This window comes from Paenibacillus oryziterrae, from assembly GCF_042610485.1.
In the GTDB taxonomy this organism is placed as follows: domain Bacteria; phylum Bacillota; class Bacilli; order Paenibacillales; family Paenibacillaceae; genus Paenibacillus_AQ.
Map to the genome: position 1 here is coordinate 17,564 of NZ_JBGJZO010000023.1, position 26,414 is coordinate 43,977.

Consider the following 26,414-nt stretch of genomic DNA (forward strand, 5'->3'; position numbering starts at 1 on the left):
CGGGCATGAAACGACATTACCCATTGTAATTGCGAATATCATCGAAACACCTCGTGGACAGGAATACAAATTCGATATTTCTCGGGAAATATTGCACAAAGTATATTTGCTGTCACATGTAAAAATTCACCAACTATAAACCGCACCTAACCGGAGGAGGACTATTCAAAGTGAGTATTAAAAGAGCGCTGGTCAGCGTATCGGATAAACAGGGCATCGTGGATTTTTGCCGCGAGCTGTCGGCATTGGGCGTAGAAATTATCTCCACAGGCGGAACTAGCACACTTCTGGCAAAAGAAGGCGTACCCGTCATCGGTATTTCCGATGTTACCGGATTTCCTGAAATTATGGACGGGCGGGTTAAAACGTTACATCCTGCAGTTCACAGTGGCCTCTTGGCAGTACGTGACAACGAGGAGCATACGCGTCAAATGACGGAGCTGGGTCTGGATTACATCGACCTCGTCGTGGTGAATTTGTACCCGTTCGCAGCTACCATTGCCAAACCGGATGTATCGTATGAGGAAGCCATCGAGAATATCGATATTGGCGGACCAACGATGCTGCGTTCGGCAGCGAAGAATCATGCGTTTGTGAGCGTGGTTGTGGATGCTGCGGATTATGATACGGTGCTTGAGGAAGTGCGTGCAGGGGGAGATACTACTCTGGATACACGCAAACGGCTTGCGGCAAAAGTATTCCGTCATACGGCGGCTTATGATGCCCTGATCTCCGATTATTTAGCTAATGTGACCGGTGAACCATTGCCGGAGCGCTATACGGTTACTTACGAGAAAATCCAGGATCTGCGCTATGGCGAGAATCCACATCAGAAGGCAGCGTTCTATCGCAAGCCTCTGGCTGATCAGGATACGCTTACAGCAGCGAAGCAGCTCCATGGCAAGGAACTCTCCTATAACAACATTAATGATGCCAACGCGGCGCTGCAAATCGTCAAGGAATTCGCAGAGCCTGCTGTAGTGGCCGTTAAGCATATGAATCCTTGCGGTGTGGGTGTGGGCGAAAGCATCTATGAGGCTTACCAAAAAGCATACAATGCTGATCCGACGTCTATCTTCGGTGGAATTGTGGCGGCGAACCGGATTGTTGATGCCGATACGGCCAATCTCCTGAAGGATATTTTCCTTGAAATCGTATTGGCTCCGGGCTTTACGGAAGAAGCGCTGGAAATTCTGACGAAGAAGAAAAATATCCGCCTGCTTGAAATTGGGGGCTTAAGTACTGCGGATGCTCGGAAGAGCAGTTTTGTAGTCACTTCGATTGAAGGCGGTATGGTTATTCAGGAGAGTGACGTTCATACTGTAAAAGCTGAAGAGCTTCAGGTAGTTACCGACCGCAAGCCAACAGAGGAAGAACTGAAGCAACTGCTGTTCGGCTGGAGAGTTGTTAAGCATGTGAAGTCCAATGCCATCGTGCTTGCAGCGGATGATATGACAGTAGGGGTTGGAGCCGGGCAGATGAACCGCGTCGGTGCCGCTAAGATCGCCATTGAACAGGCTGGTGATAAAGCAAAGGGTGCAGTTCTGGCCTCTGATGCCTTTTTCCCGATGGGAGATACGCTTGAAATGGCGGCTAAGGCAGGAATCACAGCAGTAATTCAACCGGGCGGATCAATCAAAGATGAGGAATCAATCAAGGTTGCCAATGAGTACGGCATTGCCATGGTCTTCACCGGTATCCGTCATTTCAAACACTAAACACTAAAGCGCTGGGGAGGCTCATATGGATATTTTAGTGGTGGGCGGCGGCGGCCGGGAGCATGCGATTATCTGGAGTTTATCCCAAAGCCCCAAAGCAGGGAAAATCTATTGCGCACCCGGCAATGCCGGAATTGCGCAGCTAGCAGAATGTGTGCCGATCGGGGTATTCGAGTTCGACCGGCTCACGGATTTCGCTAAAGAGCACAAGATTGATCTGGTGGTAATCGGACCCGATGATCCACTGGCAGCGGGCATAGTAGATGCATTCGAAGCTAAAGGAATTCCCGTATTTGGGCCACGAAAGAACGCAGCTGAGATCGAGGGCAGTAAGACCTTTATGAAGGATTTGCTGCATAAATACGGTATTCCAACGGCAGCCTACGAGAAGTTCGGAGAATATCAGGAGGCTTTGTCATATCTGCGTAAGCAGCCTTTGCCTATCGTCATCAAAGCGGACGGATTGGCAGCGGGCAAAGGAGTTACTGTGGCCTATACGCTGGAGGAAGCCGAGCAGGCACTGCATGATATTATGGTGTCCAAGGTGTTCGGGGAAGCCGGAGCCCATGTGGTCATTGAAGAATTTCTGGCTGGTCAGGAAATGTCGATTCTCGCTTTTGTCGATGGAGAGACGGTACGGGCAATGCCAGCCGCACAGGATCATAAACCTGTATTTGACGGTGATAAAGGTCCTAATACTGGGGGTATGGGCACATATTCCCCGCTGCCGCATATCGATGATAACATTATCCGCGAAGCGATTGAGACCATTATTATTCCCACCGCGAAGGCAATGGTGGCGGAAGGCCGGCCATTCCGCGGAGTATTGTTCGCAGGGCTGATGATATCCCCGGATGGTAAGCCAAAGACGATCGAGTTCAATGCCCGCTTTGGCGATCCGGAGACGCAGGTTGTTCTGCCCCGGCTGAAAAGCGATCTGCTAGACATCTTCATTGCGGTTACCGAAGGAAATCTGGCAGATATCGACATCCAGTGGAGCGATGAAGCGGCTGTATGCGTGGTGCTGGCGTCTGGGGGGTATCCCGGAACTTATCCTAAGGGACAGCCGATATCCGGTCTTGGCGATCAGGGGAGTCTTGTCTTTCATGCCGGTACTGCATTTGGGGAGAACGGCGAGATCGTTACCAACGGTGGAAGGGTGCTAGGTATTGTCGGAATTGGCAGCAATATTGCTGAGGCAAGATCTGCAGCTTACCTAGCAGCGTCCGGAATATCCTTTGAGGGCAAGCAGAACAGAAGCGACATTGCCATGAAAGCATTGATATGAGAAAAAGGACCGATTCATGAAATTTTTTGCGCATTTAGTCCTAAAAAGGGACTGACAAGTAGTATAAGAAGTGGTATACTACAAAACGTACGGGGGAAAATGTCCGGATATATACAGATAAAAGGTCTTTCCGATTGCGGAAGGGCCTTTTTTAAACGGTATGAAAGCATAATCGACAAAGGTATTCCCGGGTAGGTATTGGATAAGCCAAGGCTACACAAACTTTACGCAGAGGGATATTCTAGTTGTGGTGATAGTGATGGCCTGCTGGTGCATGGCTGCCTACAGATTTAAGGGGGAATAAGGTTTGATGAAGGTTGGAAGAAATGAACTATGTCCATGCGGAAGCGGCAAAAAATATAAAAAATGCTGCATCGACAAAGAATCCGCAGTTATGGAATCTTTGCTTCGGCTCGTAACCGCAGAAGATGCTGCTGCACAGGAAGCCGTTTTGCTCGAAGCCGTTGAAGCGGAGTCTGTCTCCGTACAGCGCTCTGAAGGCAAACTCACATTGGTTAAGCTTCGGAAAATGGTATCTAAGGATATGAAATGGGACAGCCCGGTACATGAACAACTGGCGCTTCATCTTATAGAGAGTATGAAAGATGGTTACGAGAAGGAAATTATTTCCGAAGCGTTGCTCCTTTGGAACGGATATTCCCGGCATGCTAAACCATCAGTGAAGAAAATGGGCTCTTATTGTGCGGCTATTGAGTATTTATTATCCGAGGAATATGGATTCCTGATTACACAGACAGAATTGTCTCAAAAGTATGAAGTAACCACGGCTACCGTATCACGTAACTATAAGGAACTTGTTGCTTACGTGGAGGAACATGGAATGGGCGGCGAAGCGGGCGAGTGGATCGCTGTGACTTCCGGCTCCGGGAGCCCCAGGGAGAAAGCAGAGTACCTCGTATCCAAAGCACAGGAAGCCAATACGCCTAAAAAGCGTGTGCAGCTTGCCCAATCTGCGCTAGAGATTTATGCGGACAGTACCGATGCATACATGGTTCTTGCGGAGGAAGCCGAGAATGAGCATGAGGCCCGGGCTTATCTGAAGGCAGGAATGGAAGCTGGGAAGCGTGAACTTGGGGAAGACTTTTTTGAGAAGAACAAAGGGCATTTCTGGGGGCTAATGGAGACCCGTCCATATATCCGCATTTGCCAAAGCTACGCGGAATCCTGCTGGTTTGGCGGTAATGGCGAGGAAGCGGCCAAGACGCTGGAGCATATTATTGAGCTTAACCCTAATGATAATACAGGTGCGCGTTACCTGCTGATCGCCGTGTATCTGTACACCAACCGTCTGTTTGACGCTGACCGTCTGCTCAAGACATATGGCAAGGACGATAAGGCGGCAGCAATTGCGTATGACCGGATCGTACTGGAGTTCAAGCTGAACGGAATTACCTCCCAACTTAAAATGCTGTACCGGATCGCGCGGAATGTGAACAAGCATGTGCCAGACTATCTTCTGGGCGGTAAAAGACTGCCGCATAATCTTCCGGATTTCATCGGTATGGGCGACACCAACGAAGCTGTTGAATATGTGATCATGCATTCGCGTCTCTGGGCAAGTTTGCCAGAGTTGCTCAAGTGGATGCTTAAACAATAGATTTTCACTCGGATTTTCTGAACAACACAACCCTTATTCGGTTGTGTTGTTTTAGATTTCAGAGACATTTTACAAACAGTTAACAAACATCTTGAAATAAATTGACCTGCGTATAAAACTTGTCTATATTTGTAATATACTACTAAATGCTGCCGTATGTTGATAGGTATGCAACACGAGTCATCTTGGTCAATGTAACCTTAAGGAGTGGTTTATCTGAACAATACAACCACAATTCGCAATGAACTGGAAGTATTTATACAACGTGAAGGGTTAACCTATAGCCAATTAGGTAGGAAAGCGGGCCTGAATGCTGGAACGGTAAGTCTAATCCTTAAAGGGAACCGTGTAATGGCAATGGATCAACTGGATCGGATGACAGCGGTGCTGTCTTTGCCTCCGGGCCATTTCTATGAGCAATATATTCAAGAGTGTATGGTGGAAGCCGTACCTAACTGGCGTAGAATTAAGCCTTTCCTATACCGATGCGCGGAACTTAACAAGCTGGAATGCATTAAACATATTGTTCAACTATTAATGGATAATTTAACTTATTCACCACTGCTCTTTGAAGTTGCGGAGGATTTCTTCATAGAGGCCAGACATGAGGCAGCGGCACTGTTGTATGAGAGTGTCGCAGTAAGTGAACGGCGCCAGCACTCCGAAAGACTCGCCTTTTGCCAATACCGGCTATTCACCCTTCGGCTAAGTGAGGATCAGGAACGTAATCTTCAGGCAGCCCTCCAGTTCGAGCCTTTCATCGATCGTTTGGATGAAATAGACCAGCTTGATGCTTTGAGGGATTTGGCCAATACATATCGTTCCATGCGCAGGTGGGATAGGGTAGAAAGTATAGCCAACGAAATGGAAGAGAAAGCGAGTGCTCAATTGCTATTTGCTCGTCAGCCTCTGCGAAAAAGGCAAGAAACGGATAAGAAGACGAAACAGCCGCTGTTCGTTTATCTTGCATTGTCGTATTTATTTCGTGCCAGTGTATGTGATTCGCGTGGGGATTATGAACAGGCCCTCAGGTATAACTACGCTTATGCAGATTTAAACTGGGTAGAGGAGTCGGACGAGGAGTCACTGCGTTGGGTGAATCTTTTTAAGGAATGGGCACATGCCAATATTTTTGTATCCAAGCTCTTATCTGGTGATCAAAGTGTCCTTCCGGAGTATGTTGAATTTATTGGAAAGAATAAAGATGAAGTGCTTACAGGTCTATTAAATATCATGAAGGCAGCTAATCAGTATAATCTTGATGTAGATGATATTCTGGAGCATTTTGAATCCGAGATTAATGTTTTAACGGATCAAAAACAATCGAAGGCGATGGGTTTGTACGCTAAGCTAGTGATATCTGAGAGGAGTATACGTTTTCTATATGAGTTAGCTCATTATCATTTGCGAAAGAAGGTATACCATACGGGATTCAATAATTTGTTAAATGCTTTGGGAAAATCTGTTATAATGAATAATGAAACCTATATCCTTAAGTGCGTGAGATTGTTCGAACGGTATAGGGTTTTTTCAACCGAGCAAATGCAACAAAATTATCAGGCTCTTTTAAAAGAGGAGGAAGAAAATGAAAAGAAAATTGGCGTCAATGTTAGTGGTATTTAGCTTCTTGTTTACAGTAGCAGGGCCAATTCAACCTCAGTCTCCCGATGTATTCACCACACTCTCTGATTATCACGGAGGTTAAGGAAGGGCAACCCCAACCAGCTCTATGGGCTGGTTTTTTAGTATACGTGAATAGGAAACAGTACAACGGTAGATTTTACGCTGTCATAGAGCTAGGGTATTTCTTACGAGAAAATGCTTCGTGATAGCATATGCGGTGTAAAGGGCGAAAATATTTAAGGCCAGTTAACCGCTGGTCTTTTCTGTATAAAAAAATTTTTTTCCAAAAAACTTTTGTAAGGAATTAGGCATAACCTCCTAAAATAAGTATAACAGGAGGTGTAGACATGATGGATAAGGGGTATCTTCAGAACGCAATGGAACAAGCCAGAGAAGAGCTTAATGTTCGGGTCCTGCAAAAGGGGATCGGAGACCCCAGTGTACTCCAGCAGTCTATGCTTCTAGACGAGCTTATCAACCAATACAACCGGATCTATTATAGTCAACCGAAAAGCAGCTCTCTGCGTAGTAACACTAGATAATACCGACACCAAACCACTAATAAAGCCTAGAGACATTACTATAACCTTCGTTGTCCCCGCTAAGCCCACGTTCAGTGGGTTTCTTTTTTTATCTCCTTGTTTATTAATTCACTCAATCTCTGGCACAAAACCTGACATGCACTTTAATACCCCCACTTTTTATCCGATATAAAAGAGTATAGAGGTCCTTTTTTTAATGAAAAGGTCGTTTTCCAGCGCTTTTTTTATAAATAACCTGACATGGACACAGTTAATTCACATGTCCCAGTAAAACGTTAAAGGGATAAAGGCGCTTTTTGCAGAAATAAGTCGAAAATACGTGAAAAATTTCAAATGTGTAGCATTTTAAACCATATTTATAAAGAAGGCGGGGACTCCTATGGTAAAGCGAAAGATAGACGGGAAAAAGCTTAAAGCAGGTGTAGCATCCACACGCAAGGGAGCCGTGCAATCTGTTCAATCCCTGAGAAAACTAAAGCCTCAGCAAGTGGTCAACTCCATATCCAACATGGGCATGCGGGGTAAACTGTTTGCATCTGTAATCTTGTCCGTCGTGCTCATTTTTGTTGTGGTTTCAGTTGTAATCTACGGCAACGCCAAAAAGATTATTGTTGAGGATCTGAACAGCTCTTTGAATTACGAAAAAGAACAGATCAGTGTGAAGGTGGATCAGCTGCTGCAGCCTGCTGAGGACAGTGTAAAGCTGATTAACGCCAATGCTTATGTCCGTGATTATATCACCGCTGTAAGCACGAAGGAGACGTTCAAAGAGACACCCGGCTACACTGAGCTTATACGCACGCTGAATCTGATCAAAGACAATAACAGCAGTCTGCTTAACGTATACATAGGAATTGATTCTATAAACCAGGTTATTACCCAGGATGAATTCGAACCGCCGGCAGACTACAACATGAAAGAGCGAAGCTGGTATACAAATACAGTCCAGAGTAAGAAGCTTACGGTTACAGACCCTTACATTGATGCCGGTTCGGGCAAAATGGTTGTCAGCCTCAGCGCACCGATTGTTGATGACAGCGGCAAGATTATAGGTGTCGCAAGTGCTGATATTTCGACAGAGCAGATTACAGAGGTACTGGGTGCTTTTAACTATAAGGGTAGCGGCTTTGCCACACTGATCGACAAGACGGGAACCTTTATCTATCATCCGAACAGTGATTATGTGCTGCTGAAGAAGATGGGTGATCTGGGCGGGGACTGGAAGACAGTCGGCGAAAAAATGGTGCAGTGGGGTAATGATGTCGTTAAGCAGAATCTAGACGGTGTTACCAGCTATATATCCTACGCGCCTGCTGTTGATAGCCAATGGGCGGTCGCGCTCATTGTTCCTGCTAAGGATGCGGAAAGTGCACTCCGTCTCTTCCAGACGATATTCGTATTGTCTATCTTAGCCTCTATCATCATAATGGGCGTAATTCTATACTTTGTATCCAGTAGCATCCTGAAACAAATTCCGGTACTTACAGCAGCTTTTCAAAAGGCGATGTCCGGTGATTTGTCCATCCGGGCTAAAGTTACGGCCAAAGGGGAAATTGGCGTGCTCGCAGAAGGTTTCAATGATATGATCGCGTCCCAGCAGAACCTCATCCGTGAGATTATGAAGAGCTCCCAGAGCATTTCAGGTGCAGTAGAGAATACGGAGATAAATGTATCTTCGCTCGATGAGAGTATCAGTGATGTGTCTGCGACCACCGAAGAGCTGTCGGCAGGGATGGAGCAGACCGCAGCCTCCATGCAGGAGATGAACGCCAGCACGATTGAGATTGAAAATGCGATCAGCAGCATTGCCCGGAAAGCCCAAGACGGGGCCCAATCGGCCAAGGCGATCAATGAACGTGCGGAGCAGTTGAAGGAGAGTGCGATTCAATCACGTCGTCATGCTGATGAGCTGTATGGACAAAGTGAAGAGAAGCTTCGCACCGCAATTGAACAGTCGAAGTCCATAAATCAAATCAGTGCGTTATCCAGTGCGATTCTCGACATAGCCTCCCAAACGAACCTTTTGTCGCTGAATGCTTCGATTGAAGCGGCGCGGGCCGGAGATGCTGGCAGAGGATTTGCTGTAGTAGCCGATGAAATCCGCAAGCTGGCAGAGACCTCGCGTGATACGGTAGCTGAAATACAGGGAGTGACCAATTCGGTAATTGGAGCAGTGGCCAATCTGGTAGAGGGTGCTGAAAGCGTCCTTGCATTTGTGGACCGCCAGGTGCTGAAGGATTATGATTCCATGCAGGAGACTGGACGACAATACAGCGAGGATGCCAAATATGTGGAGGATCTGGTCACGGATTTCAGTGCGACCTCTGAGGAACTGCTGGCTTCTATCCAGAATATGCTGAATGCCATTGGCGAGACTACTGTCGCTACAAGCGAAGGCGCAGAGGGAGCCGGCACTATTGCCGTCAAGGCAGAACATATCATTAATCAATCCGGAGGCATCGTCTCCGAGATGGAGGGAATCAAACACAGCACAGCCAAACTGCTGGAGACGGTATCGCGGTTCAAAGCGTAGACTAGTAATAGATACTTTGATAAATATTGCAACGAAATACGCCGACCTTGGTAGATTAAGCTGCCAAGGCCGGTTTTGTGCCGAATATATGATAGTTATAACCTTGAAAAAAATCTCCCGGAAGAGTATGTTACAATAAGCAAAAATAATCACAGTGAGGCGAAGTGTTCATGAGAGAAGGCGAAGACCGGATCGTAGGAATGGAAGATATCGTGCGTGCGCACCATATGCTCCGGGAAGTGATTGTTCGGACGCCACTGCAGCGTGACGCGGTGTTGTCTGCCAAATATAATTGCAATGTCTTTTTAAAGCGGGAAGATCTGCAGATCGTCCGTTCTTTCAAAATCCGCGGCGCTTACCATATGATCCGCAGCTTGTCCGCTGAGGAGAGCAAAAAAGGCATTGTCTGTGCTAGCGCGGGCAATCACGCACAAGGCGTGGCCTATTCCTGCAAAGCGCTTGGAATTCGAGGCAAAGTGTATATGCCGACAACAACTCCCAATCAAAAAGTGAAGCAGGTCCGTAAATTTGGCGGTGAATATGTCGAGGTAATCCTGAAGGGAGACACCTTTGATGATGCTTATGATGAGGCGCTTCAAGCCTGCATTGACTATGGGATGACCCTGATCCATCCGTTTGACGAACCTAAGATCATTGCCGGTAATGGTACAATTGCTATGGAGATCATGGAGAGCATGGAGCAGCCGGCTGATTACGTATTCGTTACTATCGGGGGAGGCGGACTAGCGGCAGGGGTAGCGACTTATGTGAAGACCGTTCATCCGTCGACTCAAGTGATTGGCGTAGAGCCTTCAGGTGCTGCATCCATGAGTGAGGCGCTGAAGCGGGGCGAAGTGGTTACCTTGAATGAAATCAATAAATTCGTCGATGGCGCTGCGGTTAAGCGAGTAGGCGGCTTGACCTATGATATTTGTTCGCGTCTGCTGGATGATGTGGTGAAGGTGCCGGAAGGCAAAGCCTGCACAACCATTCTTGAGCTGTACACGGAAAATGCCATTGTTGTGGAACCTGCAGGATCATTGCCAATCGCGGCACTTGATATGTACCGTGATCAGATTGCTGGCAAGACGGTGGTTTGTATCGTCAGCGGCGGCAATAACGATATTGACCGGATGCAGGAGATTAAGGAGCGTTCGCTGATCTATGAAGGCTTGAAGCATTACTTCATGGTTAATTTCCCTCAGCGGGCAGGCGCTTTGCGCGAATTCCTCTCCGAAGTACTTGGTCCTGATGATGATATTACCCGATTTGAATATACGAAGAAAAATGACAAGGATAACGGTCCCGCACTTGTGGGAATCGAACTGCTGTCAACAGATGCCTATACACCTCTGATTGAACGGATGGAGCAAAAGGGATTCAGTTATCTGGAAATCAACAAAGATCTGAACTTGTTTAATATGCTTATATAGTCTGACGGTTAATTATTTGCTAGTAGCAAAAGGCGGTCCCCAAAGCCATGGAAATGGCTGGGGACCGCCTTTTGTTATTTCTGTGGAATTTCCTTACTCAGGTACAGCTTGGCGGCATCATCCAATTTATATCCGTTATCCTTCAGCAGCTCCATGAAACCTTTCAATTTCTCCAGGAAAGGTGTAGCATCCGCGTGTTTAGCCAGTAGGGCGGTGTAGGCCTTTTGAGCTTCGAGATCCATCTCCAGATTATCGTAATGAAAAAGGGGTGTATTGTTCAACCCGTAGAAGGTGGAGCTCAGATACCTGGCATACAAGGTTTTCGCTGCCGTTATACGGTTGGAACGCGGATAAGCAGTGATGAAGCATTCAAGGGACAACGTGCGGGAAGCCACGTCGGACCAAGCGATAATTAGGCCATCATCCTTGGCTGACGGCAGATCAGATTCTGTAGCCATGATCGAGATGTAGTCCCGAATATCAGGAGTAACATACATTTTATATTTGCGGTATTTGATATAATCAATCACCGGAAATATGTTGCCCTCGGCGCTTTCCAGCTTATAACCGCTATCTCCCGCAGACTTGAGCAGCGTTCTTATCGCGGGGTATCCCGCTGAGTCAGCCAATTTGTCCATACCTGCGCCTGGTGTGTATATTTCTTTCAGCTTGCGTTGTATACTGCTGCCGGAGAATTTATCCTCCCAGGAGCTCAGTGCCGCTTTCTGAATATTCTCCAGCTTTAAGATCATAAGTGTGGCCCGGTAGGGAGTGACGGCATAAATGTTGTTGTTCAGGTAAGAAATAGCGGCAGGAAGCTTGGAAGACGATTTAAGCAGGGGGAGAGATGCCAGGTATACAGCCTCTGCATGATTGCTTGCATTAGCAGCGGACGAGGAGGAGGCTGATCTTTCAGAAGACGGCTGTGAAGCGGCCCCCGCTGTGCCTGCCTGAAGAGTAAGCGCGGCTGACAGTACAGCAGAGGCCAGAACCATAAGCTTCTTATTCACAATGAGTTCCTCCCTATGATTGCGGAATAAAAACAAGTGATTATTTCTTCATAAAAAAGAATTTGAGTCCGATCAGTCCGCAGATGAAAATGCCTAAGCTGACCCACGGGGAGAGAGGGATGAGTGGAAATAGCTCACCCAGGTATCTTCCGGCAAATACGATGACTACGGCAATTCCGATGTACACACCTAAAGCTCTGAACTCGAATTTGCCAATGGCAGGATTATCCGTATCCGAAAGAGAACCAAGCCATTTCATAATAACCTCAATGACGATAATCGAACCGAGCGCAATCACCAGCAGTGTGAACAGGCTAATCTGGCCGAAGATACCTGGAGAACCTGTGGTCCACTGGGAGATTAACCCTGCAATCGCCAGTGCACCGAATAGGCAGGTCAAAGCTGCCCAAGGGATCATAAGGATAAAATTCAGCCTGCTGCGGCCGGCCCGTGGAGGGGCACTGTCCATGATCTCTTTGAAATGGTCTTCGGGATGCTCGCCAAAAACTTGTTTTGCATTTCTACCTTTTTTCTGTGCCTGAAGCAGGTCCTTGGCAGCCTGGAGCAGGAGCTCTTCAGCGCGCTGGGCTTCTACCCGGCTGGCTCTCATGGCGATAATCATATCCTCCATATAAGAACGGTTAAAGGGAGTCATTTGTTCCCGTAACATATTATTTTCTTTAATCATTTCTTTTACTTTCATAGCGTAAGAATAGACCTCCAATATAGTGGGTGACTGTATCAGCCTTTACAGAAGAGTATACGGTTGCCAGACAGATAAGTGCAAGGACAAGCACCTTGCCATGAATGCATAATCCTCACGGATAAGTGAACACTGAAATTAGGATTACAGTTAACACCCGTGCTTAGCGGGAAAGGAGGGATGAATCATGCAGCATGATGAACGAGTGGACCGAAATATATTTGCAGGAGACGGGTTCGTCCCTGAGTCTGCCGATCAAGCGGTAAATGGCGAGGCTCCGGATACAGAAACCCAGGGTTCGAATTTATGGGAATGCTGTGCCGGAAGCCCAGAGGAGTGGCTGAAGGATTGGGAAGGCAGGCAGGAAACGCATGACATGTTCCACAACAGCTACGAGTAAATAATGTATCCGTACCAAGCCAGGACCTCTTTCGTTCCCAGCGGACAAAGGGGTCTTTTCATGTTGACAATTCGACTGACCAGCATATAAGATAAGAATATAATCCTTACTAATTTAATCGGAATAATAACAAATTGAAATGATTTGAAAATAAATAGATATTGTTGAGGAGTAACGAAGGGGAGGTTTGGAACTGTAGGAGCGGCAGCGACCGCCCGAAAGCTTTCCGTAGGAAAGCTCGCATCGGAAGCATATGCTGTCCCCGGATTTCATCCGCGTATAGCGGTATAAATCAAGAAATCTGGGGACAACAGCGGCCGAAAGTCCAAAACTCAACGTAGTTGCGGTATTCAAACAATAGATTTTTATAAGGAGGAATTGGCATGGAACGGTCAATCATCATTCGGCATGAAGGCGAAGAGCTGGCGGCAAGCATTCATTATCCGGTAAAAGAAAAAGGGACTTCCGGGCGCTGCAAGGATCGCGTACCACTGGCTATCATTTGCCATGGATTCGTCGGCAGTCGGATTGGTGTGGACCGGCTCTTTGTCAAAGCCGCCCGGGAGCTGGCGCAGGACGGTTACATGGTCATCCGCTTTGATTATGCGGGCTGCGGAGAAAGCACTGGCAGCTACGGCAGCGAGAATATGGAGTCCATGATTGCCCAGACACGGGCTGTCCTGGATTACGGTATAAGTGCAGGGGATGTAGACCCTACGCGTATCACGCTGATCGGCCACAGTCTTGGAGGCGCTATTGCCCTGCTGACTGGCGTGCGCGACCGCCGGGTGAAGAATCTGGTATTATGGTCGGCTGTCGGTTACCCCTTTAATGATATTGTGAAGATTGTTGGCCGTGAATCCTATGACAGAGCGGTTAAGAGCGGGTCGGCAGATCATGCCGGGTATGATTTCACGCCGGTATACTTCAACTCTCTGGCTGCCTTTCAGCCCTTTCAGGAAGCTGGTAAATTCAGCGGCGATGTGCTTGTCATCCATGGCACCTCCGATGATGTGATTCCAGTGGATTATGCCTTTTTGTACCAGAAGCTGTTCTGGACCCGTCCGGAGGGCCGCTGCGACAAAGAGATTATTTTTCAGGCAGATCATACCTTCTCTACGGGTGCGGCACAGCGTCAACTGCTTGAACGGACAAGGGATTGGATGAACCAGCAGGAGCATCAGCAGCAGGAATGGCAGAATTGGATGATTTAATAGCTTGTCCTCCACTCGCATTCAGCAATAAGAAGGGTTAAAATATAGGTGCAGTCCATAAACTGGGTTATGGAAGGAGGCACCTTATGAAATTACCTGCTTTTTTTATTGCACACGGTTCTCCACTGCTTGCCATCGAGGATAATGAATATACCCGCTTTCTGACAAGGCTGGGGCAGGATCTTCCGAAACCAAAAGGAATTGTTGTATTCTCGGCTCACTGGGACAGTCCCGAACAGTTGCTGACGGTGGATGGGCAGCACGAGGCACAGCATGATTTCTACGGATTTCCTGAAGAAATGTATGAACTTAGCTATCCTGCACCAGGTGATCCTCTTCTCAGCCGCAGGATTTGTGAATTGTTCAAAGCGGGCAATCTGGCCCATCAGCCAATTCTGGGACGGGGATTGGATCATGGGGTCTGGGTGATCCTGAGCAAATTGTTCCCGGATGCAGATATTCCGGTTGTAGCCCTTTCTGTAGATTCACTCCGTTCTCCCCTGGAGCAGTATGAGATCGGGCGAATGTTGTCTCCCCTGAGAGATGAAGGGATTCTCTTTATCGGCAGTGGCGGATTAGTCCACAATTTAAGGTTGCTCAAGGAAAATGATCAGCCGGAGGAGTGGGCGCTAGGGTTTGATGCCTGGGTAGCTGATGCGCTTCAATCATGGAACTTACCTTTGCTGTTCGCCTACGACAAGAAAGCCCCGCATGTCCGGGAGGCGGTGCCATCATACGGAAGCGAGCATTTCGTTCCGCTATTTTATGCAATGGGAACGGCAGATGAAGGAAGGCGGGCCCAACGGATGATTCAGGCGTACCAGTACGGAACGCTCAGCTTGAACTGCTGGATGTTTGATTAATTCATAAGACACAAAGGTATAGCCGTCATCGGCTGTACCTTTTTTTATGCAGAGGGCGGGGATATGAGTCCTGTCCGAGACAAATGGGGCAGGCTATGATTAAATGGAATAAGGTGCATATATTCAAAACACCCCTCAAGGAGGAACTAACCGATTATGACAGTGAACCGCTATTCTACCAGGCTTATTTCCTGTATTCTTGGCTCGGTGCTGCTACTATCTGCGTGCGGGCCGCAGGAAGCTGAGAACCATACTGCTCCGACTGCAGAACCTTCGGCGGTTCCGACGTCGGTCAACTCCCCGTTGCCGTCAGCAACGACAGCACCTTCGGTTACTTCGGCTCTATCCGGACTGACGGGCCTCCCGGTTACCGAGTCTATGCTTCCGAGGCCGCTTGCCGTCATGATCAATAATGCTCCAGCCGCCCGGCCTCAGTCGGGGGTTAGCGAAGCTGATATTTTATATGAAGTGCTTGCTGAGGGCGGAATTACGCGGCTGATTGGTATTTTTCAAAGTCACACCGGTGTCGTCAAGATTGGACCGATTCGCAGTATAAGGCCTTATCTGATCGATCTCGGGGAGAGCTATGGCGCAGTAACCGTTCATGCGGGCGGAAGTCAGGCAGCGTATGCCATTTTGCAGCAGCAAAAGAAAGAGGATATGGACGAAATCGGCAATGCCGGGTCTTATTTCTGGCGTGACAAGACGCGGAAAGCCCCGCATAATCTGTACAGCAATGCTGCGAAGTTATGGGAAGGGGCAGACAAGCTGGGCTATAGCGATAATCCCGGGGTTCCTAATTACTTGTTCAATAATCCCGATTATATGCCGCTTGGGGGAGAACCTGTCTCTGAGTTCAGCGTTCATTTCATGCTTCAAAGCTATAAGGTTGAATATAAGTACGATAAGGAGCGCCGTACATACCAGCGATGGGTAAATGATAAACCGCATTTAGACCTGAACAATAATAATCCGGTGGAGGCTGCCAATGTCATTGTCATGGGTGCTGATCATAAAGTGCTGGATGATGTGGGGAGACTATCGGTAGATGTAGAACTCGGAGGAGATGCGCTGCTCTTTCAGCGCGGGCAGATGATTAAGGGCCGGTGGATGCGCGAGCCGGATGATGTGATCCGTTTTGTGAAGGACGGAGAAGAAGTCTTATTGTATCCGGGAACGACCCACTTTCTGATTGTGCCGAACTCCCCAACCTTTGAAAGCCATGTGACGTATGTGCAGCAATAAAAGAACCGTTTAGAATAAGCGTACGGACAAGAGAGTACAATAAATAACAGCGAATAAATTAATCCATTAAGTTCCAGCTACTCCTTTGTATGCGGATTATTTTCGCGGATGTAGAAATTTGTTCATTCAGTGTAAAAAAGTTCGTTTCTTTTGCTTCTATCCAAGAACCGGATATGTTAAGATAACAAGGGTTGTCATCCTTTTCATGGGTTACCATGAGGCTGACCCGTTTTTTATTGGTAATTTTACGTAAAGGGGTATAACGATGAAGTTGAGAAAAAAGGATATTTTCTTCGAAACGCTTGAAAACATGGCGGATACCATTGTTCAGGCTGCGGATTACTTTGCTCAGAATATTACCACACTGGATGGTAATGTTGAGGAGTTCGCTGGAGTGATGAAGAAGTACGAGTCCCAGTGCGATTCGTTCACACACACAATCATAAAGGAATTGAACAAAACGTTTATTACGCCGCTGGAACGCGACGACATTATGGACCTGACTACAAGCATGGATGATGTCATTGACGGTTTGGAAGCATCGGCATCCCGTTTCTATATGTACAACTTGACACATGCGGATGAATACATCGTGCAGTTCGCGGAAATTCTGCGTCAAAGCGCGTATGAGATCCAAAAGGCGATTCACCTGCTGTCCCAGAAGAAACTTCTGGCCATTCGTGAGTATACGATCCGCCTGAATGATCTGGAGAACCAAGGTGATGAAGTGCTGCGTATCTGCACCAAGTTGCTGTTCGAGCAAGTGAAAGATCCGATCGAGCTGATCAAACGCAAGGAGCTTTACGAACGTCTTGAAACGACCACCGATAAATGTGAAGACGTAGCCAATATGCTGGAATCAATCATTATGCGCAATTCTTAAGGGGCCCGGAATATGGATACATCATTTATCGTACTAGCTTTAGTTATATTTCTTGCCCTGGCTTTTGACTTTATCAACGGTTTCCACGATACAGCCAATGCGATTGCTACATCGGTGTCCACACGGGCATTAAAGCCGCGGACAGCTATCGTCATGGCAGCTTCCATGAACTTTATCGGAGCGCTGATGTTCACGGGCGTAGCGAAGAAGATTGGCGGCAGTATCACGGATCCGGCTCTGCTGGATAATGGGGTAGATATTGTTATCGCCACCTTAATTGCCGCGATTATCTGGAATCTGGTTACCTGGTGGTTCGGTATCCCTTCCTCCTCATCTCATGCGCTGATCGGGTCTTTAGCTGGAGCAGTGTTTGTGGGAGCGGGCTCTGATCACATTAAGTGGGCCGGTTTCAAGGATATCGTGCTGGGACTAATTCTTTCTCCGATCATCGCTTTTGCCATCGGTTATGTCGTGATGACGATTCTGAAATGGATCTTTGCACGGCGTAGTCCACATACCGTTAACAAGGGTTTCCGGAGTATGCAGGTTCTTACGGCTGCCTTCCAATCCTTCACCCACGGTACCAATGATGCACAAAAGGCCATGGGTATCATCACCTTTGCTCTGGTAACTTCAGGCAAGCTGGATACTATGGAGGTTCCGCTGTGGGTTAAAATTTCCGCAGCTACAGCCATGGCGCTGGGTACATCCATCGGCGGCTGGAAGATTATCAAGACGATGGGCACGAAGATATTCAAAATCGAGCCGATCAACGGCTTTGCGGCTGATATTTCAGCGGCTTCCGTTATTTTCTCAGCGACACTGCTCAAACTTCCGGTAAGTACAACCCATGCCATTACTTCGGCAATTCTGGGTGTAGGTTCTGCTAAACGTTTCTCGGCTGTGAAGTGGGGCGTAGCTGGACGGATTGTTGTTACCTGGTTTATTACCATTCCAATCAGCGCCGTGCTGGCGGGATTAATCTTCAAAATTATTTTCTAAGAATAGATAAGTACCCATATAAGGCAGGTCTCCGGGAGACGGGGAGCTGCTTTTTTTGATGTCTAAAAAGAGATTTATGTCACAAAATATCACAAGAAAGTGATAAAAAACGTTAATCACTCAGAAAAGAAAATGAAATACCTCACATTCAGAAAAGAAAATGACATCAATAATTTAAACTTTTAATAGGATTGTGTAGGTTTTCGTAGTCTCTACAGTAAGGTGTGTTTTAAGTGTTACCATAGTTGACGGAGAGAAAGTCATTAGCGGTAGCTTAATTATTTTAGTTGTGAAGGAGGCCTTGGCGTTGATCGACTTTCATCAGGTAGAAAAGCATTATGGACATTTCCACGTACTCAAAAGCATTGATCTTCACGTGCAGGAGGGGGAAGTGGTCGTAGTAGTGGGTCCGTCCGGCTCCGGCAAGAGTACAATGCTGCGCTGTATTAACCGCCTGGAGACGATTACTAGCGGAGGATTAACGGTTAACAATGTAACTGTTAATGACCGCAAGACTGATATTAATAAATTGCGTAAGGATATCGGAATGGTATTCCAGCACTTTAATCTGTACCCGCACAAAAGAGTAATCGACAATATTACACTCGCACCGATTAAGGTGCTTGGCCTTTCTAAGGCGGAAGCTGAAAAGACGGCGATGTATTATTTGGAGAAGGTAGGAATCGCTGAAAAAGCTCAGTCCTATCCATCCCAGCTGTCCGGTGGACAACAGCAGCGGGTAGCAATCGCCCGTGGGCTTGCAATGAAACCGAAGATCATGCTGTTCGATGAACCGACATCGGCACTCGATCCAGAAATGGTCGGAGAAGTGTTGGATGTTATGCGCACACTGGCCCGTGAAGGAATGACGATGGTAGTTGTTACCCACGAGATGGGGTTCGCCAAGGAAGTAGCCGACCGCGTAATCTTCATGGATCAGGGGCAAATCGTAGAGGAAGCGGAGCCGGAGCAATTCTTTGCCAGTCCGCGTGAAGAACGTACCCGTACTTTTCTCAGCCGCGTGTTAAGCCATTAAAGAAAATATATAGAATCAGGGGAGGAAGAAAAATATGAAAATGTCCAAACTGGGTAAGCTGTTAAGTGTCATGCTGGTAATTGCAATGTTCGCACTCGCTGGTTGTGGTAACAATAATAACGCTGCAGGTAAATCCGGCATCGATAAGATTAAAGAGCACGGCAAGCTGGTTGTAGGTGTGAAGTACGATACGAAACTGTTCGGACTTAAGGACCCTGGCACTGGTAATGTAGAAGGCTTCGACATCGACATTTCCAAAGCCATTGCTAAGCACATCCTCGGTGACGAGAATGCGATTGAACTGAAAGAAGTGACCTCCAAGACACGTATTCCGATGCTGAATAATGGCGAAATTGATATGGTAGTGGCTACAATGACCATTACGGAAGAACGCAAGAAGGAAGTTGATTTCTCGGACGTATACTTCCAGGCTGGACAATCGCTGCTGGTGAAGAAGGGCAGCCCGATTACAGGTATTCAGGATGTAACTAAAGACTCAACGATTCTTGGTTCCAAAGGTGCAACTTCGATCAAGAATATTAAAGAAAAAGTAGAAGGCGTAACTGTACTTGAATTCGATAACTACCAGGATGCATTCAGTGCGCTCAAAGCCGGCAAAGGCGATGCGCTTACCACTGACGATGCAATTCTCTACGGCATGGCTGCTCAAGACCCAGGCTATGAAGTAGTAGGTGAACCGTTTACTGATGAGCCATACGGCATCGCAATGCAAAAAGGCAACACCGATGTGGTTAAGGCTGTGAATGACACGCTTGCTGAACTGAAAGCAAACGGCGAATATGATGCGATCTATGAAAAATGGATTGGAAAAGCTCCGGCGAAATAAATCATAACAGTCATAAAGGCAATTCATCACATCAGGTAGACGCGAAAGGATGGAACGGGTGAACCCGCCGGCCATCCTTTCGTGTTTGTATGTAGACTTATCAAGGGGCAGGTGAAAAGAATGGATTTTTCGATATTGACCGGGTATTTCGGCTCATATGTAGAAGGATTTTTTAATACATTACTGTGCAGTGTGATCGCCTTGGTCGGCAGCTTCCTGATAGGGGCGCTTATCGCCGTATTCCGCATCTCTTCCGTGAGAGGGCTGCGCTGGTTCGGGACGGGATATGTTGAATTTATACGCAACATTCCGCTGCTGCTGGTAGTATTCATTTTCTACTATGGGTCTTCAGCATTAGGGTTTTCGTTCGAAGGAATTATCGTGAACGAAGGATTCGTTGCCGGAACCATAGGTCTTGCAGTATATACTTCGGCTTTCATCGCGGAAGCCATCCGTGCAGGAATTATAGCGGTTCCGAACGGTCAGACAGAGGCGGCACGTTCATCCGGCCTGAACTATGTTCAGACGATGGTACATATCATTTTGCCTCAGGCGATCAAGCTCGTCATTCCTCCACTCGGCAACCAGTTCATTAATTTGATTAAGAACTCGTCCGTGCTGACGCTATTCTCAGGTCTTGACCTTATGTATTTCGCAGATACGATTTCAGTTGAAACCTACCGTACATTCGACACTTATATCTTCGTCGCGCTGTTCTATCTGGTACTGACGCTGCCGCTCAGCTATGGTATCCGAGTGTGGGAACGCAGACTGGAACGTAAATATTAGAAAGGAGGGATCCTATGGATTTTGCCGGTGCTTACTCTGCTGAGAACTTGAAGTTTCTGATGGAAGGGTTATGGATTACGCTGGTTGTGGCTTTTGCCGCGATTGCACTGAGCTTTGTGCTTGGATGCGTGATCGGAGTCATACGATATGCTAAAGTACCCGTATTGTCACCTATTATGTTCGTGCTTGTGGAGCTCATCCGTAATCTGCCGCTCCTCTTGATTATATTCTTTATCCGCTTCGCTCTTCCTGAGATCGGGATTCGCATGGGGCTCGTTACTGCGGCTATTGCCGGTCTGACGATATTTGAAGCGGCGATGATTGCCGAGATTGTCCGGGGCGGCCTAACCTCCATCGATAAAGGACAAATTGAAGCGTCACGGTCCTCCGGGCTTAGCAGCTTCCAGACCCTCTGGCATATTGTGCTTCCGCAAGGCTTGCGGCGCATGGTTCCGCCACTTGTCAGCCAATTTATCTCCCTGCTGAAGGATACCTCGCTTGCGGTGGTAATTTCCTTGCCGGAGCTGATGCATAATGCTCAAATCGTCATCGGGCACGGTTACACGTATACCATTCCAACCCTTCTGCTTGTCGCAGTCATCTATTTCACTGTGAATTTCATGCTGTCGATGGTTTCGAGACGTCTGGAGACCAAGACCCACTAGCCCGCAAAGTGTGTGAATTCGTTTGAAATTAACCGGGAGTATGGTACTATAATTGTCAACATCTCTAGGCAGGAGCAGTGGAGAATGGGACAATCCCTGATCAAACATAAAACTATACAGATTCTGATCGTGTCGGCGGGAACGGCTGTGGCCGGAGAATTCAAAATTAATCCGTTCAGCGGCGACATCTTCAGAATCGGCCTTGGCAGCAGTGCTTTTCTGCTGTTTTTGCTTTTAATGAGGCATCTTCCCTATATCAGAACAGGTGTGGCTACCGGAGTTGTGGTACTGTTGTTCCGTACCGGAATGGATCTTGCAGCAGGGACAGGAATCCCTGTGGAGCAGATCGTGCGGGGCCATTTCTCGGCGATGGTCTACTATATTGTTTTTGCACTGGGAATGGCACTAATCAAACGCAGGCTGGATGCCTTTCACCCGCTTGTGCTGGGAGGCCTCGCTGCAGTCATTGATCTGGTGTCGAATGAAATGGAGCTTTTGACCCGCCTCATTGTGCTCGGGACAACAACCTTCCGCCTCAATGAATGGACATTTCTGATGATGATCGCTATGCTGCGGACGTATTTTACTACAGGGATCTACAGTAGTATTTCCGTTAGCCAGATGCGGATTGTCCAGAATGAACAGAAACGGCGTATTGAGCAAATGCTCGGATTCGGCTCAGGCCTGTACGGTGAAGTGTTTTATCTGGAGAAATCCATTGGCACACTGGAGAATGTAACCTTAAACAGCTATGAGCTGTACAACGATCTTAAAGATGAGGGGTTACAGGTCCAGAGCCGTAAGGTACTGGATATTACCCAGCAGATCCATGAGGTGAAGAAGGATTCGCAACGGATTCTGGCGGGGCTAGTGAAGCTGGTGGACCGCGAGGTTACTGGTGATATGCCGCTTTCCGGCATTCTGCTGTTTACCGTGAAGAGCAACGAGAAATACGCTGAAATGCTTGGTAAAACCATTGTGTTTAATCATCATATTACCTCCGACTATACCACTACCGATTACATACCCCTGCTGACGCTGCTGAACAACCTGACCGCAAATGCCGTAGAAGCCATTAAGAATCATGGAACCGTTACCTTGGATGTATTTGAAAAAGGTGAAATGACCCTGTTCTCTGTTACTGACAGCGGCAGCGGTGTGAAGGAAAGGGACCGTGAGCTGCTCTTTGAGCCTGGCTTCACAACGAAGTTCGATGAAAAAGGTGTTGCGGCTACGGGCATCGGGCTTTCTCACGTTCGCGATATCGTAACTTCCTTTGAAGGGGAGATTAAAGTTCGTACCGCTCCGCATACTGGCGGGGCCATGTTTCAGATTGAAATTCCTACAGCACGGCTGAAGAAGGAGGAGTAGGCATGCCGTTTACTTTTTGTATCGTGGATGATGACGCAGGCGCCAGACGAATGCTGCAATATATTATCGAAGACAGCGGTCTCGGTGAGGTCGGAGGCATGGCCGAAGGCGGCGGGGACGGGGTAACCCTGATCCTCAGCGAATCTCCGGACATCGTGCTGATGGATCTCCTGATGCCTGACCAGGATGGGATTGAGACCATCCGTTCGCTGCAGGAGCAGGGTTGCAAGTCGAAGTTCGTCATGATCTCACAGATTGAGAATGGTGACATGGTCAGCCGGGCCTACCGGAGCGGAATCGAATTCTTCATCCGCAAGCCCATTAACCGGATTGAGGTCGAAGCCGTGCTGCGCAAAGTGCATGAGCGTTATGCTATTAACCGTTATCTGGATGAGATTAAGTCGAGCCTGGAGAAGCTGGAGGGGCTGCAGATCGGTGCTCCGCTGATGCCCGCGGCCAAACGTACCGTCCGCGAGATTCTTCAGCCAATTCTCATGAACATGGGTATGATCGGCGAGAGCGGCAGCCGTGATCTCATCGCCATGATGGAGCTTGTATCGGATCGTGATGATGCCGGCAATCTGCCTCCGCTGAAGGAGCTGTACGAAAAACTTGCAGCCACCACTAAGCAAAGCCCCGAGGACATCGCCAAAGAGAGCAAAGCTATTGAGCAACGTCTGCGCCGTGCGATTGCGGCAGGACTGTCCAATCTGGCTTCCGTTGGCCTGACGGATTACGGCAATCCCAAGTTCGAGCATTACGCTCCGCTATACTTCGATTTCGAGGAAGTGCGCTTGAAGATGAAAGAAATCGAGCAGGGCAAGGAGACCGGCAAGGTGAAGGTGAACATCAAGAAGTTCCTTCAGGTGCTGTATCTAGAGCTGCAGGAGGGCTTGGCCCGATAGAGGGTGAAGCTTCTGAGTCCGGGCAGGTAGAATGAGACAACGGGACAGCGGGACAATGAGACGGCGAGACAACGAGACAACGAGACAACATTAGATGCGAGTAAAACGAACCTCCGGAGCCGCTGACAGCGGGCTGGCGGTTATTTTTTTGCCGAAAAATGCGGTACAATGAACGGTATGGGATACGAAGGAAGTATAAATCTACTAAAAAGGGTGAGGGCAACGAAGGGGAGGTTTGGAACTGTAGGAGCGTCAGCGTTCGCCCGAAAGTTTTCCGTAGGAAAACTCGCATCGGAAGCATATGCAGTCTCCGGATTTTATCCGCGAATAGCGGTATAATCAAAAAAATCTGGAGACAACAGCGACCGAAAGTCCAAAACTCAACGTAGTTGCCAATAACCATTTGGAGTATTTAGTAATGGGAAGAGATAACGGAGGAGCAATCATATGATACGTACGCTTGCGGTAACACATGAGGGCGAGGTGCTGACCGGACTGCCGCTTCAGGAGATTCAATTGAAAGAGTATGCCTGGGTCTGGGCGGATTTCGCCATGCCTACCCATGAGGAGACACAACTGCTGGATACTTATTTTCACTTTCATCCGTTGGCTATCGAGGACTGTATGCATCTGCTGCAGCGCCCGAAGCTTGATTATTACGAGGATGTGCAGTTTCTCGTGTTGCATGCCTTGAATGACCAGACGCTTGCGGCCGAAGAGGTGGACTTATTCTTACATAAGCAGTTTCTCGTGTCCTATCATCATCAGGAGAAGTCCGAAATGGATGAAGCCTGGGAGCAGGTGCAACGGGAAATTCATAACCGTAAAGGCTGGTCAGGGGGTCCGATGGCGGCGGCTTACACCGTGATGGACAAGCTGGTCGATAAGTATTTTCCCAGCCTGTATTCGATAGAGGATGAACTGGCAGATCTGGAGAGCCGGGGGAGCAGCGAGTCCGTGGAGGAGCTGATGCGCCAGGTTTTTGATGTGCGCGGCCGGCTGTTGAAGCTGCGGCGGACGATTGTGCCAATGCGTGATTTGATGTACCGGATTGTGAACTCGCAGCATGTGCAGAGCAACGGGGAAGAACGGAATTATTTTGGCGATATTTATGATCATTTGCTGAAGCTGACCGATATGATCGAGGTGGACCGTGAGATGACGGCTGATCTGCGTGACAGCTATATCTCGCTTAACTCCAACCGGATGAACACGATTATGAAGACGCTAACGGTAATCACCACTGTATTTATGCCGCTTACACTAATAGCCGGGATCTACGGTATGAACTTTCAGTTTCTTCCGGAGCTGGGATGGAGGTACGGGTATTTCGGAGTACTGCTGCTGATGCTTGGGCTTGGTAGCGGGATGATTCTATGGTTTCGGAGCAGAGGGTGGTTCAAATAGAGAAAGACGCCGCTTATTTGCGGCGTCTTTTGCTGGTGGCGGGTGCATTGCGCCGGCGTTTCGAAGATGGAGATTTAGGGCGCTGCGAGGGGCGTCTTTTTTTACGCCGTTTGGGGGTATAGAGGGCAGCATCTTCTTCTGCCGCCAGTGCCCCGTTCTTCCCTCCCTTGCCTTTGCCGAAGTTGCTCATGACCAGTTTGAACATAGGTGCCATCTGCTGAAATCCGTTCATGACCTTCTGCACCTTGCCCATGGAACTCACGATACCGTCGATACCGCCCATTCTGTCGATCAAGCCTTTAATCTGATCCATATTGGCCAGATTCCCCAGATTTCCTAGGCCACCTAGCAGTCCGCCGCCTTTAGCGGCTTCTGCAGCTGCGGGAACCGCGAGTGCCGTCTCGGCTGCTCCGGCAGCGAACGGGGCCCCGGCGGCACCCGGAGAAGAGAACAAACCGCTGGCTCCGGGAGGCGGTACCTGAACATAAGGCTGGATGCCGGGGTAAGGAGATAGACTGTATGTTTCAGCCAGTGCGCGCTGGCTGCGGCGGGAATGATTATAGTAATGATCACCCATAATATCACATTCCTTTATTGTTGGATTACTATACTGTATGTCATGGGCGAACATAACGTATAGACGATCGCCCGGTTTTACCGGGTATTCGCGGAAAAGGGCGGAAGCCTATGTCTGCTTACGAAAGTGAAGAAACCGTGACTACGCTTGATTTTACAAGCTTTTGTAGTACTATAGGATAGGCGGCAAATGTTGACACGGGGAGGAAGGTTCTAAAAAATCAGTCTTTAAACGTGTACGCATGGAGTGGACACTTGTCCTTGATTTTCGGACTTTACTGCGTGAAATCGTTAATGCTTGAAAAAAGTGCTCCAGTACAATATAGTAGAGGCAGAAAGCCACTATAAATTTTGAAATATTAGTTAGTTTTATACGAAGATGTTCATAGTAGCTCTTGCGGGAGAAACTTAAATTATGCTAACGAAGCACAACTTTTGGAGGATGATATCAAATGCAGCTTAAGAAGCTAAACGATAAAAGTGTTGATCAATTATTCGAGGCCATTTTAACTTTAAAAAATATGGAAGAATGTTATGTGTTTTTTGACGACCTGTGCACCGTGAACGAGATTCAATCTCTGTCGCAACGGCTTGAGGTTGCACGCATGCTGGGTAAGGGTTCTACATATAACCAGATTGAAGCTGAGACCGGCGCAAGCACGGCGACGATTTCGCGCGTGAAACGCTGTCTGAATTACGGCAACGATGGATATAAAATGACGCTTGAACGCCTGGGTCGATAA

Annotated in this window: 24 protein-coding genes; 21 read left to right on the forward strand and 3 right to left on the reverse strand. The window is 47.9% G+C overall.

Annotated features, from left to right (window positions below):
* Positions 1-170: 170 nt before the first annotated feature.
* The 7 genes from purH to ilvA all read left to right on the forward strand — a co-directional run bounded on the left by purH (position 171) and on the right by ilvA (position 10,755).
* Positions 171-1,718, forward strand: coding sequence for a bifunctional phosphoribosylaminoimidazolecarboxamide formyltransferase/IMP cyclohydrolase (gene purH / locus ACAN55_RS19385; protein WP_379136630.1), 1,548 nt, complete (start codon positions 171-173; stop codon positions 1,716-1,718).
* A 25-nt stretch (positions 1,719-1,743) separates the two neighbouring features.
* A complete protein-coding gene (purD, locus tag ACAN55_RS19390) occupies positions 1,744-3,006 on the forward strand; it encodes a phosphoribosylamine--glycine ligase (RefSeq protein WP_379136633.1) in 1,263 nt (420 codons plus the stop codon).
* Positions 3,007-3,316: 310 nt separating this feature from the next.
* Positions 3,317-4,624: an SEC-C metal-binding domain-containing protein gene (locus tag ACAN55_RS19395; RefSeq protein ID WP_379136636.1), complete on the forward strand. Its 1,308-nt coding sequence runs from the start codon at positions 3,317-3,319 to the stop codon at positions 4,622-4,624.
* Positions 4,625-4,975: 351 nt separating this feature from the next.
* Positions 4,976-6,247 carry a transcriptional regulator gene (locus ACAN55_RS19400; protein ID WP_379136639.1) on the forward strand — a complete coding sequence of 424 codons (1,272 nt, stop codon included), beginning with the start codon at positions 4,976-4,978 and terminating at the stop codon, positions 6,245-6,247.
* A gap of 347 nt (positions 6,248-6,594) precedes the next feature.
* Positions 6,595-6,789: an aspartyl-phosphate phosphatase Spo0E family protein gene (locus ACAN55_RS19405; RefSeq protein ID WP_379136642.1), complete on the forward strand. Its 195-nt coding sequence runs from the start codon at positions 6,595-6,597 to the stop codon at positions 6,787-6,789.
* Between the two features lie 379 nt (positions 6,790-7,168).
* Entirely contained in the window at positions 7,169-9,322 is a 2,154-nt protein-coding gene (locus tag ACAN55_RS19410) for a methyl-accepting chemotaxis protein (RefSeq protein WP_379136645.1), read from the forward strand.
* Between the two features lie 170 nt (positions 9,323-9,492).
* Positions 9,493-10,755, forward strand: coding sequence for a threonine ammonia-lyase IlvA (ilvA, locus tag ACAN55_RS19415; RefSeq protein ID WP_379136648.1), 1,263 nt, complete (start codon positions 9,493-9,495; stop codon positions 10,753-10,755).
* Between the two features lie 74 nt (positions 10,756-10,829).
* Here ilvA and ACAN55_RS19420 read toward each other — a convergent pair whose 3' ends face one another.
* Together ACAN55_RS19420 and ACAN55_RS19425 are read right to left on the reverse strand one after the other, a co-directional pair.
* Positions 10,830-11,765 (reverse strand): hypothetical protein, encoded by a 936-nt coding sequence (locus ACAN55_RS19420; protein ID WP_379136650.1) that lies wholly within the window; start codon positions 11,763-11,765, stop codon positions 10,830-10,832.
* A 40-nt stretch (positions 11,766-11,805) separates the two neighbouring features.
* Complete coding sequence (locus ACAN55_RS19425; protein WP_379136654.1) at positions 11,806-12,453, reverse strand: DUF1129 family protein; 648 nt, start codon at positions 12,451-12,453, stop codon at positions 11,806-11,808.
* 202 nt (positions 12,454-12,655) lie between these two features.
* On the opposite strand from ACAN55_RS19425, the gene ACAN55_RS19430 reads away from it, so the two are divergent.
* The 13 genes from ACAN55_RS19430 to corA all read left to right on the forward strand — a co-directional run bounded on the left by ACAN55_RS19430 (position 12,656) and on the right by corA (position 25,095).
* On the forward strand, positions 12,656-12,868 hold the full coding sequence (locus ACAN55_RS19430) for a hypothetical protein (protein ID WP_379136657.1): 213 nt from the start codon (positions 12,656-12,658) through the stop codon (positions 12,866-12,868).
* A gap of 383 nt (positions 12,869-13,251) precedes the next feature.
* Entirely contained in the window at positions 13,252-14,082 is an 831-nt protein-coding gene (locus ACAN55_RS19435; RefSeq protein ID WP_379136660.1) for an alpha/beta hydrolase family protein, read from the forward strand.
* Between the two features lie 86 nt (positions 14,083-14,168).
* Positions 14,169-14,945 carry a DODA-type extradiol aromatic ring-opening family dioxygenase gene (locus ACAN55_RS19440; RefSeq protein WP_379136662.1) on the forward strand — a complete coding sequence of 259 codons (777 nt, stop codon included), beginning with the start codon at positions 14,169-14,171 and terminating at the stop codon, positions 14,943-14,945.
* A gap of 156 nt (positions 14,946-15,101) precedes the next feature.
* The gene (locus ACAN55_RS19445; RefSeq protein ID WP_379136665.1) at positions 15,102-16,190 is read left to right on the forward strand and encodes a DUF3048 domain-containing protein; all 1,089 of its coding nucleotides are present in this window, start codon (positions 15,102-15,104) and stop codon (positions 16,188-16,190) included.
* A 265-nt stretch (positions 16,191-16,455) separates the two neighbouring features.
* On the forward strand, positions 16,456-17,073 hold the full coding sequence (locus ACAN55_RS19450) for a DUF47 domain-containing protein (protein WP_379136668.1): 618 nt from the start codon (positions 16,456-16,458) through the stop codon (positions 17,071-17,073).
* A gap of 12 nt (positions 17,074-17,085) precedes the next feature.
* Positions 17,086-18,075, forward strand: a complete 990-nt coding sequence (locus tag ACAN55_RS19455; RefSeq protein ID WP_379136671.1) for an inorganic phosphate transporter — start codon at positions 17,086-17,088, stop codon at positions 18,073-18,075.
* Positions 18,076-18,382: 307 nt separating this feature from the next.
* The gene (locus tag ACAN55_RS19460) at positions 18,383-19,111 is read left to right on the forward strand and encodes an amino acid ABC transporter ATP-binding protein (RefSeq protein WP_379136673.1); all 729 of its coding nucleotides are present in this window, start codon (positions 18,383-18,385) and stop codon (positions 19,109-19,111) included.
* Between the two features lie 40 nt (positions 19,112-19,151).
* Complete coding sequence (locus ACAN55_RS19465) at positions 19,152-19,958, forward strand: glutamate ABC transporter substrate-binding protein (RefSeq protein WP_379136746.1); 807 nt, start codon at positions 19,152-19,154, stop codon at positions 19,956-19,958.
* Positions 19,959-20,078: 120 nt separating this feature from the next.
* Positions 20,079-20,747 carry an amino acid ABC transporter permease gene (locus ACAN55_RS19470; protein ID WP_379136676.1) on the forward strand — a complete coding sequence of 223 codons (669 nt, stop codon included), beginning with the start codon at positions 20,079-20,081 and terminating at the stop codon, positions 20,745-20,747.
* A 14-nt stretch (positions 20,748-20,761) separates the two neighbouring features.
* Positions 20,762-21,412, forward strand: a complete 651-nt coding sequence (locus ACAN55_RS19475) for an amino acid ABC transporter permease (RefSeq protein WP_379136679.1) — start codon at positions 20,762-20,764, stop codon at positions 21,410-21,412.
* A gap of 12 nt (positions 21,413-21,424) precedes the next feature.
* On the forward strand, positions 21,425-22,783 hold the full coding sequence (locus ACAN55_RS19480) for an ATP-binding protein (RefSeq protein WP_379136683.1): 1,359 nt from the start codon (positions 21,425-21,427) through the stop codon (positions 22,781-22,783).
* A 2-nt stretch (positions 22,784-22,785) separates the two neighbouring features.
* Positions 22,786-23,688: a response regulator gene (locus ACAN55_RS19485; protein ID WP_379136686.1), complete on the forward strand. Its 903-nt coding sequence runs from the start codon at positions 22,786-22,788 to the stop codon at positions 23,686-23,688.
* A gap of 447 nt (positions 23,689-24,135) precedes the next feature.
* A complete protein-coding gene (corA, locus tag ACAN55_RS19490) occupies positions 24,136-25,095 on the forward strand; it encodes a magnesium/cobalt transporter CorA (RefSeq protein ID WP_379136689.1) in 960 nt (319 codons plus the stop codon).
* A 13-nt stretch (positions 25,096-25,108) separates the two neighbouring features.
* Here the strand turns inward: corA and ACAN55_RS19495 are convergent, their stop codons facing one another.
* Positions 25,109-25,672, reverse strand: coding sequence for a tyrosine protein kinase (locus tag ACAN55_RS19495; RefSeq protein WP_379136692.1), 564 nt, complete (start codon positions 25,670-25,672; stop codon positions 25,109-25,111).
* Positions 25,673-26,123: 451 nt separating this feature from the next.
* On the opposite strand from ACAN55_RS19495, the gene ACAN55_RS19500 reads away from it, so the two are divergent.
* Positions 26,124-26,414, forward strand: a complete 291-nt coding sequence (locus ACAN55_RS19500) for a YerC/YecD family TrpR-related protein (RefSeq protein ID WP_150274809.1) — start codon at positions 26,124-26,126, stop codon at positions 26,412-26,414.